The organism is Kitasatospora sp. NPDC091257 (genome assembly GCF_044757675.1).
Taxonomy (GTDB): Bacteria; Actinomycetota; Actinomycetes; order Streptomycetales; family Streptomycetaceae; genus Kitasatospora; species Kitasatospora lactacystinica.
In genome coordinates, this window is record NZ_JBIVVI010000139.1 from 1 (window position 1) to 11,350 (window position 11,350).

Sequence of the window (11,350 nt, forward strand, 5' to 3'; positions counted from 1 at the left end):
GTGGCGGCGGCGAAGGGGGTGTCGGAGGGGGTGTCGGAGCCGCCCGTGCCGGGGCGGAGGCCGTCGAGCCCCACGCGCAGCAACGCGTCCTCGCCGAGGTCGCAGCAGGCCGCCAGCAGTCCGCCGCCGCCGACCGCGAGCGCCGGCAGCCGTCGGCGTGCCGGTCCGAGCAGGTACCCACCGAGCAGTGCGGTGGCGAGCAGCGTCAGCGCGTAGCCGCCGATCAGCCAGCCGTCGGCTCGCAGTGCGGCCAGGTGGTCCGCGACGCGCCCCCCGACCACCGCCTCGGCGGCCGCACGGGAACCGGCCAGTTGGAGGGCGACGTCCCGTACCTGCGGTGCCCGGTGCCGGAACAGCAGCCCGCCGAGGACGACAGGGACCAGTGCGCCGAGGGCGAGCAGCAGGCCGGCCCAGGCGGGCAGCGCGGGCGGCCGCGCCGCGGGGCTTCCGCCCGCCGTCGTACCAGCCGGAACCGCGCCTCCCGCCTCGCCTCCCGCCGTGCCTGCTGCTCCCGCAGTTTCCGCAGTTTCCGCCGCTTCCGCCGCTTCCGCCGCTTCCGCCGCTTCCGCCGATTCCGCCGCTTCCGCCGCTTCCGCCGCGGAATTCCGCACCACCGTCATCGTCGCCCCCGCTCGGTCGCCTCGATCCCCCGTGACCGAGCCGTCGAACTCGTAGGAAACCAGCGAGGACTGACGGTCCATCGCGATCCACAGCGAAGTTCACGCGGCTCTTACCCGGCCATCGCCATGTGCGCACCCCGGGCGTTCGGTTTCACTCGAACGAGTAAGGAGGCGACTCTCGGGGTAGATCGTCTTTTCATCGCACCCGGGACCACCCGCGTGTCCGCGCAACAAGATCTCCCCAGACGCGTTTCCGTCAACGTATTGTCAGGCCACCGAGGCCGGGCCTACCGTCTACAGATCGCTTTCTACGCACGTAGACCCTGTGGTTCCCCGAGCGGAACCGCGGGTCAGACCCGCCCCGTCAACCCTCAGACCGCGGGCCCGACCGCACGGCCGGACCGCGGAGTTGCGGAGGTACCCATGTCGCAGATCGTCCGTGCCGCGCTCGTTCAGACCCGCTGGACCGGCGACCAGGAGAGCATGATCGCGCTCCACGAGCGGTACGCCCGCGAGGCCGCCGCCCAGGGCGCGAAGATCATCGGCTTCCAGGAGGTCTTCAACTCCCCGTACTTTTGTCAGGTCCAGGAGGCCGAGCACTACCGCTGGGCCGAGACCGTTCCCGACGGTCCCACCGTGCGCCGGATGCGGGAACTCGCCCGCGAACTCGGGCTGGTGATGGTCGTCCCGGTCTACGAGGAGGAGCAGCCCGGCGTCTACTACAACACCGCCGCCGTCATCGACGCCGACGGCAGTTACCTCGGCAAGTACCGCAAGCACCACATCCCGCAGGTCAAGGGCTTCTGGGAGAAGTACTACTTCAAGCCCGGCAACCTCGGCTGGCCCGTGTTCGACACCGCCGTCGGCAAGGTCGGCGTGTACATCTGCTACGACCGCCACTTCCCCGAGGGCTGGCGCGCCCTGGGCCTGGCCGGCGCGCAGATCGTCTACAACCCCTCGGCCACCAGCCGCGGCCTGTCCGCCTACCTCTGGCAGCTCGAACAGCCCGCCGCCGCCGTCGCCAACGAGTACTTCGTCGCCGCGATCAACCGCGTCGGCACCGAGGAGTACGGCGACAACGACTTCTACGGCACCTCCTACTTCGTGGACCCGCGCGGCCAGTTCGTCGGCGACGTCGCCTCCGACAAGGAGGAGGAACTCGTCGTCCGCGACCTCGACCTCGGCCTGATCGAGCAGGTCCGCCAGCAGTGGGCGTTCTACCGCGACCGCAGGCCCGACGCCTACGGACCGCTCGCCGAGGCGTGAGGAGCAGCGCGATGACCACCAACGACGTGCGGGCCGCCCGCGACCCGCACCAGCGCACCGTCGTCCGCGGCGGCCTCGTCATCACCGCGACCGAGGAGGTCCACGCCGACGTCCTGATCGAGGGCGAGCGCATCGCCGCCCTCGCCGCCACCGGCAGCTCCGCCGCCGGGGCCTGGACCGCCGACACCGTCATCGACGCCACCGGCCACTACGTCATCCCGGGCGGCGTCGACGCCCACACCCACATGGAACTGCCGTTCGGCGGCACCGCGGCCTCCGACACCTTCGAGACCGGCACCCGGGCCGCCGCCTGGGGCGGCACCACCACCATCGTGGACTTCGCCGTCCAGCCGGTCGGCGGCTCGCTGCGCGAGGGCCTGGACGCCTGGCACGCCAAGGCCGAGGGCAACTGCGCGATCGACTACGCCTTCCACACCATCGTCTCCGACGTCAACGACGCCGTGCTGAAGGAGATGGACGCCCTCGTGGACTCCGGAGAGTCCACCTCCTTCAAGCTCTTCATGGCCTACCCCGGCGTCTTCTACAGCGATGACGGCCGCATCCTGCGCGCCATGCAGCGCGGCGCCGCCAACGGCGGGCTGATCATGATGCACGCGGAGAACGGCATCGCCATCGACGTCCTGGTCGAGCAGGCGCTCGCCGCCGGGAGGACCGCTCCCCGCTACCACGGCGAGGTCCGCCGCGAACTGCTGGAGGCGGAGGCCACCCACCGGGCGATCAAGCTCGCCCAGGTGGCCGGCAGCCCGCTCTACGTGGTGCACGTCTCCGCCGCCGCCGCGCTCGCCGAAATCGCCCAGGCCAGGGACACCGGCCTCAACGTCTTCGGCGAGACCTGCCCGCAGTACCTCTTCCTCTCCACCGACAACCTCGCCGAGGAGGGCGCCGACGGCTTCGAGGGCGCCAAGTACGTGTGCAGCACGCCGCTCAGGCCGCGCGAGCACCAGGAGGCGCTCTGGCGCGGGCTGCGCACCAACGACCTCCAGGTGGTCTCCACCGACCACTGCCCGTTCTGCTTCGTCGGGCAGAAGGAGCTGGGCCGGGGCGACTTCTCGAAGATCCCCAACGGCCTGCCCGGCGTCGAGAACCGGATGGACCTGCTCCACCAGGCCGTGGTGGACGGGCACATCAGCCGGCGCCGCTGGGTCGAGATCGCCTGCACCACCCCGGCCCGGATGTTCGGCCTGCACCCGCGCAAGGGCACGATCGCCCCGGGCGCCGACGCCGACCTGGTGGTCTACGACCCCACCGCGGTGCAGACCGTCTCCGCCGCGACCCACCACATGAACGTGGACTACTCGGCCTACGAGGGCCGCCGACTCACCGGCCGGGCAAGGATGGTGATGTCGCGCGGCACCGTCGTGCTGGACGACGGCGCCTGGCTCGGCCGGGCCGGCCACGGCGCCTTCCTGCGCCGGGACACCTGCCAGTACCTGGTCTGAGCCCTCTCCCGCTTCCCGCCCCTTCCGCCGTTCGGCGTCACCTGGCGCCGCCTGCTCGCCGTTCCATCGCTCGCCGTTCCACCGCTCGCCGTCCGACCGCCGTCCGCCCGCCGCTCCGATCCGGTCGGTGGCCGGTCGGCGGCGGGCAGAACCCTTACCTGGAGCCCTCCATGGACATCGGCCTCGTCCTTCAGACCGACCCGCCCGCCCGGCTGCTCATCGACCGGATGATCCGCGCCGAGCAGGCCGGTTTCAGCCACGGCTGGACCTTCGACTCCTGCGTGCTGTGGCAGGAGCCCTTCGTCATCTACAGCCGGATCCTCGCCGAGACCGAGCGGATGACCGTCGGCCCGATGGTCACCAACCCGGGAACCCGCACCTGGGAGGTGACCGCCTCCACCTTCGCCACGCTCAACGACATGTACGGCAACCGGACCGTCTGCGGCATCGGCCGCGGCGACTCCGCCATGCGGGTCGCCGGACGACGCCCCGCCACCCTCGCCCGGCTCTCCGAAGCCATGCACGCCATCAAGGAGTTGGCCGAGGGGCGCACCGCCGAGGTGGACGGCACCGAGATGCACCTGCCGTGGGTCCGCTCCGGAGCGTCGCTGCCGATCTGGATGGGGGCGTACGGTCCGAAGGCACTGAACCTGACGGGTCGTCAGGCCGATGGTTTCATCCTGCAGCTGGCCGATCCGTATCTGACCGAGTTCATGATCAAGGCGGTACGGGCCGCCGCCGTCGAGGCCGGCCGGGATCCGGACTCGGTCACCGTCTGCGTCGCCGCCCCGGCCTACGTCACCGCCGACGACTCGCCCGAGGCGCTCGCCCACGCCCGGGAGCAGTGCCGCTGGTTCGGCGGGATGGTGGGCAACCACGTGGCCGACCTGGTCAGCCACTACGGCGAGCACTCCGACCTGGTGCCGGAGGCGCTCACCGACTACATCAAGGACCGGCAGGGCTACGACTACAGCCACCACGGGCGGGCCGGGAACCCGGACACAGCCTTCGTCCCGGACGAGATCGTCGACCGCTTCTGCCTGATCGGCCCGGCAGAGGCGCACCGGGCCCGGTTGGCGGAGCTCCGCTCGCTCGGCGTCGACCAGTTCGCCGTCTACGCCATGCACGACGCCATCGAGGCCACCATCGACGCGTACGGGACGGACGTCATCCCGCACCTGTGACGCCGGCCCGCGCAGTTCCGTGTGACCTCCTGCCCGTGCCGCCGATCGTGAACCATCCTGTGCGCCTGTCTGTGAACCCGGCCGTGAAGCTGCCTGTGAACCCGCCCCTGACCCCAACCTGAGCCCGGCCGCGGATTCGGCCGTGGCGGACGGGAGTTGTCCGTGTCCGGAACCGAAACCAGTGGCAGCAGACAGCTGCATCACCCCGACGGCCGGGTCGAACTGGGCCCGGCCGACGGACAGTTGCCCCCCAACGGATTCACCAGCGACGACCTCCGGCCGGTCCCGGTGGCGCGGCGCACCTGGACCACGTACAACTTCCTCGCGCTCTGGGTCGGCATGGCCCACAACATCCCGTCCTGGACCCTGGCTTCGGGCCTGGTCGCGCTCGGCATGGACTGGAAGCAGGCGGTGCTGACCATCGCACTCGCCAACCTCGTCGTGCTGGTCCCGATGCTGCTCACCGGGCACGCCGGCACCAAGTACGGCATCCCGTTCCCGGTCTTCGCCCGCGCCTCGTTCGGGCTGCGCGGCGCCAACCTGCCGGCCCTGCTGCGGGCGGCGGTGGCCTGCGCCTGGTTCGGCATCCAGACCTGGATCGGCGGCGAGGGCATCTTTCTGCTGGCCGGCAAACTGCTCGGTGAATCCTGGCGCACCGCGGGGGAGTTCGGCGGACACCCGTGGACCCAGTGGCTCTCGTTCCTGCTGTTCTGGCTGATCGAGATGGCCATCATCGCGCGCGGGATGGAGGCCCTGCGGCGGTTCGAGAACTGGGCGGCGCCGTTCGTCATCGTCGGCGCGCTCGCGCTGCTGATGTGGATCACCGTCAAGGCGGGCGGGCTCGGGCCGCTGCTCGACCAGCCGTCCAGGCTGGGGTGGGGCGGCGGCTTCTGGAAGGTCTTCTTCCCGGCGCTGATGGGCATGATCGGGTTCTGGTCCACCCTCGCGCTGAACATCCCCGACTTCACCCGCTTCGGCGGCAGTCAGCGGGCCCAGATACGCGGGCAGGCGCTCGGCCTGCCGACCACGATGACGCTCTTCGCGTTCCTGTCCGTGCTGGTCACCTCTGGCTCCGAGGCGGTCTACGGGGTGCCGGTGTGGGATCCGATCCAGCTGGCCGCCAAGATGGAGAACCCGGTCGGCATCCTGTTCGCGCTGCTGACCGTGCTGGTCGCGACGCTGTCGGTGAACATCGCCGCCAACGTCGTGTCGCCCGCCTACGACCTCGCCAACCTGCTGCCCCGCCTCGTCGGTTTCCGGACCGGGGCGCTGATCACGGGGGTGGTCGGGATCGCGATCCTCCCGTGGCGGCTGATCTCCGACCCGCACGTGTACATCTTCACCTGGCTGGGCGTGGTCGGCGGCCTGCTCGGCACCGTCGGCGGAGTGCTGATCGCCGACTACTGGGTGCTGCGTCGCACCCGCCTCCGGCTCGCCGAGCTGTACCGGCCGGGCGGGGCGTACTGGTACGCGGCCGGTTGGAACTGGAGGGCCGTCACGGCGCTCCTGGTGGGCGGCGTGCTGGCGGTCGGCGGCTCGTACTCCACCCTTGACGCCGATGGGGCGAAGCAGGGTCCGTTCCCGGCGGACGGCCTGATCCCCGTCCTCAAGCCGCTCGCCGATTACGGCTGGGCCGTTGGGCTCGCGGCGGCGGCCGTGGTGTACCTGGGGCTGAGCGGGCTGTTCGGGAGGGGAGCTGCGCGGGCGGGGGAGGGCTGACGGATGACGGCGAACGGCTGACAGATTTTGAAATCTGTCAGCCGTTGGTGGTCGGTTGTTCGCTGTCGTCCGTCGTCCGTCGTCCGTCGCCTGCCGTCTGCCGCCTGCCGTTCGCTCCTCACCCGGTCGCTGCCGCCGCCCGGTCGACGGCGGCGAGGACCTTCGCGGTGCCGTCCTCGACGGCCAGGGCCGCCGCGACGGCCCGGGCGCGGGTGCGGTAGCGGGGGTCGTCGAGGGTCAGGCGGAGGGCGGTGGCGAGGCGGGCCGGGGTCAGGGTGCGCAGCGGGACGGGCCCGGGGGAGACGCCGAGCAGGGCCAGCCGGGCGGACCAGAACGGTGCGTCGAGCTGGGCGGGCACGGGGACGGTGGGAGTCCCGGAGCGGAGGGCGGCCGCCGTGGTTCCGGCGCCCGCGTGGTGGACCACGGCGGCGGTGCGGGGGAAGAGCCAGTCGTGCGGGGTGTCGCCGATGGTCAGGACGGAGTCCGAGTCCTCGGCGGCCAGTTCGCTCCAGCCGGACTGGAGGAGGAGGCGCACCCGGGCGGCGCGGGCGGCGGCGAGGACGGTGGCGGTGAGCCGCTCGGGGTCGGGGACGACCAGGCTGCCGAAGCCGACGAAGACCGGCGGCGGTCCGGCGGCGAGGAAGTCGAGTAGCCGGGCCGGGGGTGTCCAGTCCGGCCGCTCGGGCGGCCACCAGTAGCCCGCCACGTCCAGCCGGGGGTGCCAGTCGGCGGGCCGGGGCACCACCAGCGGCGAGAAGCCGTGCAGGACGGGGTGGTTGCGACGGGCCCGGGCGACGCCGAGCGGCGGCAGGCCGAGCCGCTGCCGCAGCCCGCGGACGGCCGGCCCGAAGAGCTGGTCCGTCGCGGCCTGGACGGCGTGCCCCGCCAGCAGGTTGCCGGACCGGCCGAGCGACCGGGTGCCGGTGACGGCGGGCGCGAACTCCCGGGTGGGGGAGAGGGGCTGGAGGTACAGCCCGATGCTGGGGATGCCGACCGCCTCGGCGGCGACCTGGCCGAGCGCGCTGGTGGTGCTGGTGGTCAGCAGCAGATCGGTGCCGAGTGCCGTGGCATCGGCGATGCCCTCGCCGAGTGCCGGCATGAACCTCCTGGCGAGCCGCAGGAGTTGCAGGATTCCACCCGGTCCGCTGCCGGCCCGCAGCAGGCGCCGGCCCTCGGCGGAGGCGAGTTCGGCGCGCGGGTCGACCGGTAGCGGGCGGTACTCCAGCCCGGCGGCCCGGACGGGCCCGGCGAAGGTGTCGTGGGTCGCGACGGCCACCTGATGTCCGGCCGCCCGCAGGCGGACGCCGAGCCCGGTGAAGGGGGCCACGTCGCCCCGGGAGCCGGCGGTGGCGATCAGGATGCGCATGGTCGCAGTATTTCGGCGTCGGCGGCGGGCAGGAAGGGCGCCACGCGCGGGGGCGGTCCGGCCCCGCCGACCGGTATCGAACGCCGGCCTGCAGGTGGCGGGCGCCGTGACTGACCACGTGGCTGACCCCGTCTGATCCCTGTGGTGGGCCGGGCGGCCGAACCGGGCGGCGGAACCGGGCGGCGGGCGGAGGCGTCCTTCCGGGCAGAGCGCACGGGACGGGGCCCGGGGCGCCGCGGACGGGAGGGGATGTCGGAATGAGCATCGTCGCGTGGATCGTGCTGGGCCTGCTGGCGGGTGCGCTGGCCAAGCTGCTGCTGCCGGGGAAGGACCCGGGCGGCCTGATCGTGACCACCCTGATCGGCATCGCCGGATCGTTCGTCGGCGGCTGGATCGCGTCGCACTTCCTGCACCGCTCGGTCACCGCGCACTTCTTCGACGCCGCGACCTGGGTGTCGGCGATCGGCGGCGCCCTGGTGCTGCTGATCGTCTACCGGCTGCTGTTCGGCAACTCGCGCCGCTGACAGCCGGGTTCGTTCCGTCGCCGGTACCCGGGAGGCCATGGGACGGCCTGCCGTGAGGGGTTCCGCCGCCCGGAGCGGCCGCGCCCGGATGGCCGGTTCGCACCGCTCCTTCCGGGCGCTGGAACGGTGCGGGGCTCTCGTACGTCCTTCCGGTCGGACCCGGGGGCTCGACGGGGTCGTCACACCGATGACGCAAGGGGCGGCGGATGAGCTGGATGGCGTGGATCGTGCTGGGCCTGGTGTCGGGGACGCTGGCCAGGATGGCGATGTCGAGGGGTGAGCGCGGCCTGATCGGCAGCACCCTGATCGGGATCACCGGCTCCTACATCGGCACCTGGATCGTCTCGAACTGGATGCACGGGGCGGTGAAGGTGAGCTTCCTTGACATCACGACCTGGGTGTCGGCGATCGGCGGCGCGATGGTCCTGCTCCTCGCCTACAAGGTGTTCCGCTTCATCACCCGCCGCTGACCACCGGCCCGTGGCCGGCGGCCCCGGACGCCTCGGCGACCCAGTCCGGGAGGGGCTCGCGGGCGGCGAGCCAGCCGGGCGGCACGTCCGCGAGTCCGGTCCGGGCGGCGACCACGCCGGCGGCGACGGCGCAGGTGGTGTCCTTGTCGCCCCAGCCCTCCAGGGTGTGCCAGACGGCCTCGGGCAGCGAGTCCAGGTGCCCGGCCGCGGACCAGAGGGCGAACGGCACGGTGTCCGGGGCGGAGATCAGGGTCCCCGAGCCGAGCACGCTGGCGGCGTGCCGGACGCTGGTGTGCCCGGGCAGCCGGGCGGCGATCCGCAGCCCGGAACGGACCTCGCAGTCCGGCAGCCGTCCGGCGACCTCGGTCAGCAACTCGGCCCGGCCGGGCGGGCTTCCGCCCCGGCTCCGGACCGCCAGCGCCGCCGCGAGGGCGACCGCCACCGCGCCGGCGACCGCCTCCGGGTGGAAGTGGGTCGTGAGCGCCTGCAGTTCGGCCTGCCGGACCACCGTGTCGAGGTTGTCGGCGAACCAGGCCCCCAGCGGGGCGACCCGCATCGCGGCGCCGTTCCCGTGCGAGCCCTGGCCCTCGAACTGGCCCGCGGTGATGGCGCGCCAGTCCCCGCCGGTGCCGATCCCGCGCAGTACCCGGTGCATCGACGGGCCGTACTTGCGGCCGTACTCGCGGGCGCACTCGGAGGCGAACTCCCGGGCGAGCGCGTCCGGCCGGACCTCTCCCGCACCGAGCAGGTGGCGGACCAGCACGAGCGCCATGGCGGTGTCGTCGGTCCAGTGCCAGGGCGCGCGCCGGACCAGACGGGCGGCCAGCGCGGCGGCTGCCTCGTCCGGCGGGACCGAGAACCAGCGGTCGCCGAAGGCATCGCCGAGGGCGAGCCCCTCCAGGCTGTCCAGGACCGGGCGGGCCGTACGCATGTCATCCTCCGAGTGAGATCAACTGTGCGCGGCAGTCTGCCGGACGGGCGGGGCGCCGGCGAACGGGTTTCCCGTCGCTCGCCGGCGCCCCGCGCGCTGACGTACCGTCACGTCACCTTCAGGCCGCCGAGGACGAGCTTCCAGACGGCCTCGAACCGGTCGTCGACCCCGGGCGTGGACCAGGTGGACGCGTAGGCCGGGTCGTGGAAGGGGCTGGTGGCGTCGAAGACGGCGCGGGCGGTGTTGCGGATGTGGGTGAGCTTGAACTCCTTGCGCTCCGTGCCGTCCGTGACGATCTGCGCGATCTGGTCGACCAGGGTGTCGACATGGGCGTCCACCAGGCCGCTGTTCTCCTCGACCAGCACCATGTAGGTGGCGAACAGCTCCGGGTCGTCCAGCGCCTTCTTCCGCTTGGCCGTGAACAGCGTCCTCAGCCAGCGGTGCAGCCGTTCGGAGGCGGGGCCGCCCTCGCTGGAGACGGTCGCCAGCTCGTGGTGCGCCTGGTCCAGCCAGCGCTGGGTGACCGCCTCGCGCAGCGCGGCCTTGCTGGGGAAGTGCCGGTAGACGCTGCTGTGGCTGACGCCGAGGATGCGGGCGACGTCCACGACGGTGGCCTTGGCCGGGCCGAACCGCCGGAGGACGTCCTCCGCCGCGATCAGGATCTGCTCGGCGGTGAGTGTGGTGTCCGTGGTCACGGGGAGGTCCGTCCTTTGGGTCGTGCGGTCGGGTCGTGCGGCGTCGGCGCCGGTGGTGCGGTCAGTGCTCGCTGTCCAGGTGGGCCATCTGTGCGGCAGCGTACCGGTCACCTGCGGCGGCGCCGGCGGGTACGGCGGCCTCGACGGCGGCGAGGTCGGGCCCGGTCAGCGTGACGTCGAGCGCGCCGAGGGCCTCGGCCAGACGGTCCCGGCGGCGGGCGCCGACCAGCGGGACGACGTCCTGCCCGCGCGAGGCAACCCAGGCGATGGCGACCTGGGCGACGGTCGCGCCCCGCGCGGCGGCGATCTCGCGCAGGGCCTCGACCAGCGCCAGGTTGTGGGCCAGGTTCTCGCCCTGGAAGCGCGGACTGTGGCTGCGGAAGTCGGTGCCGGCGAGGGCGCGTTCCCGGTCCCAGTGGCCGCTGAGCAGGCCGCGGGAGAGCACGCCGTACGCGGTGATGCCGATGCCGAGCTCGCGGGCGGCGGGCAGGACGGCGGCCTCGATCGAGCGGGAGAGCAGCGAGTACTCGATCTGGAGGTCGCTGATCGGGTGGACGGCGGCGGCCCGGCGCAGGGTGTCGGCGCCGACCTCGGAGAGTCCGATGTGGCGGACGTAGCCGGCCTTCACCAGGTCGGCGATGGCGCCGACGGTCTCCTCGATCGGGACGTCCGGGTCCAGACGGGCCGGGCGGTAGACGTCGATGTGGTCGGTGCGCAGGCGGCGCAGGGTGTAGGAGAGCGCGGTCTTGGTGGCGGCGGGGCTCGTGCTGTAGCCGAGCCACTGGCCGTCGGGGCCGCGCTGGGCGCCGAACTTCACGCTGATCTGCACGCTCTCGCGGTCGCGGCCGCGCAGCGCTTCGTGGATCAGCAGCTCGTTGTGGCCCATGCCGTAGAAGTCGCCGGTGTCGAGGAGGGTGATTCCGGCGTCGAGGGCCGCGTGGATGGTGGCGATGCTCTCGGCCTCGTCGGCCGGGCCGTACAGGTCGGACATGCCCATGCAGCCGAGGCCGAGGGCCGAGGTGACCGGCCCGGTGGTGCCGAGGGTGCGCTGGGCGGGGCGGGTGTGCGGGGACACGGGGACTCCAGGGGGCGGGTGCGGCGCCGGGAGGCGGGGG

General features: G+C 72.8%; 10 protein-coding genes and 1 pseudogene. 6 read left to right on the forward strand and 5 right to left on the reverse strand.

Annotated elements, in window-relative coordinates; all coding sequences use genetic code 11:
• A pseudogene (locus ACIQOV_RS09375) lies at positions 1-701 on the reverse strand (hypothetical protein); the annotation flags it as partial.
• A gap of 342 nt (positions 702-1,043) precedes the next feature.
• On the opposite strand from ACIQOV_RS09375, the gene ACIQOV_RS09380 reads away from it, so the two are divergent.
• The 4 genes from ACIQOV_RS09380 (at position 1,044) to ACIQOV_RS09395 (ending at position 6,249) form a co-directional block, all read left to right on the forward strand.
• Entirely contained in the window at positions 1,044-1,886 is an 843-nt protein-coding gene (locus ACIQOV_RS09380; RefSeq protein ID WP_401046712.1) for a nitrilase-related carbon-nitrogen hydrolase, read from the forward strand.
• Positions 1,887-1,897: 11 nt separating this feature from the next.
• Positions 1,898-3,346 carry a dihydropyrimidinase gene (gene hydA / locus ACIQOV_RS09385; RefSeq protein ID WP_401046715.1) on the forward strand — a complete coding sequence of 483 codons (1,449 nt, stop codon included), beginning with the start codon at positions 1,898-1,900 and terminating at the stop codon, positions 3,344-3,346.
• Between the two features lie 170 nt (positions 3,347-3,516).
• Positions 3,517-4,530, forward strand: coding sequence for a TIGR03842 family LLM class F420-dependent oxidoreductase (locus tag ACIQOV_RS09390; protein ID WP_401046718.1), 1,014 nt, complete (start codon positions 3,517-3,519; stop codon positions 4,528-4,530).
• Between the two features lie 162 nt (positions 4,531-4,692).
• A complete protein-coding gene (locus ACIQOV_RS09395) occupies positions 4,693-6,249 on the forward strand; it encodes an NCS1 family nucleobase:cation symporter-1 (RefSeq protein WP_401046720.1) in 1,557 nt (518 codons plus the stop codon).
• Positions 6,250-6,367: 118 nt separating this feature from the next.
• On the opposite strand, the gene ACIQOV_RS09400 is transcribed toward ACIQOV_RS09395, so the two are convergent.
• Complete coding sequence (locus tag ACIQOV_RS09400; RefSeq protein ID WP_401046723.1) at positions 6,368-7,615, reverse strand: glycosyltransferase; 1,248 nt, start codon at positions 7,613-7,615, stop codon at positions 6,368-6,370.
• Positions 7,616-7,872: 257 nt separating this feature from the next.
• Between ACIQOV_RS09400 and ACIQOV_RS09405 the strand changes: the two genes are divergently transcribed.
• Positions 7,873-8,139 (forward strand): GlsB/YeaQ/YmgE family stress response membrane protein, encoded by a 267-nt coding sequence (locus ACIQOV_RS09405; RefSeq protein WP_355254305.1) that lies wholly within the window; start codon positions 7,873-7,875, stop codon positions 8,137-8,139.
• Between the two features lie 206 nt (positions 8,140-8,345).
• On the forward strand, positions 8,346-8,609 hold the full coding sequence (locus ACIQOV_RS09410) for a GlsB/YeaQ/YmgE family stress response membrane protein (RefSeq protein ID WP_359900491.1): 264 nt from the start codon (positions 8,346-8,348) through the stop codon (positions 8,607-8,609).
• Here the strand turns inward: ACIQOV_RS09410 and ACIQOV_RS09415 are convergent.
• The 3 genes from ACIQOV_RS09415 to ACIQOV_RS09425 all read right to left on the reverse strand — a co-directional run bounded on the left by ACIQOV_RS09415 (position 8,596) and on the right by ACIQOV_RS09425 (position 11,310).
• Positions 8,596-9,540, reverse strand: a complete 945-nt coding sequence (locus ACIQOV_RS09415; RefSeq protein WP_401046726.1) for an ADP-ribosylglycohydrolase family protein — start codon at positions 9,538-9,540, stop codon at positions 8,596-8,598. The genes ACIQOV_RS09410 and ACIQOV_RS09415 overlap by 14 nt on opposite strands.
• Before the next feature lie 107 nt (positions 9,541-9,647).
• A complete protein-coding gene (locus ACIQOV_RS09420; RefSeq protein ID WP_401046728.1) occupies positions 9,648-10,235 on the reverse strand; it encodes a TetR family transcriptional regulator in 588 nt (195 codons plus the stop codon).
• Positions 10,236-10,296: 61 nt separating this feature from the next.
• A complete protein-coding gene (locus ACIQOV_RS09425) occupies positions 10,297-11,310 on the reverse strand; it encodes an aldo/keto reductase (RefSeq protein ID WP_401046730.1) in 1,014 nt (337 codons plus the stop codon).
• Between the last annotated feature and the right edge of the window lie 40 nt (positions 11,311-11,350).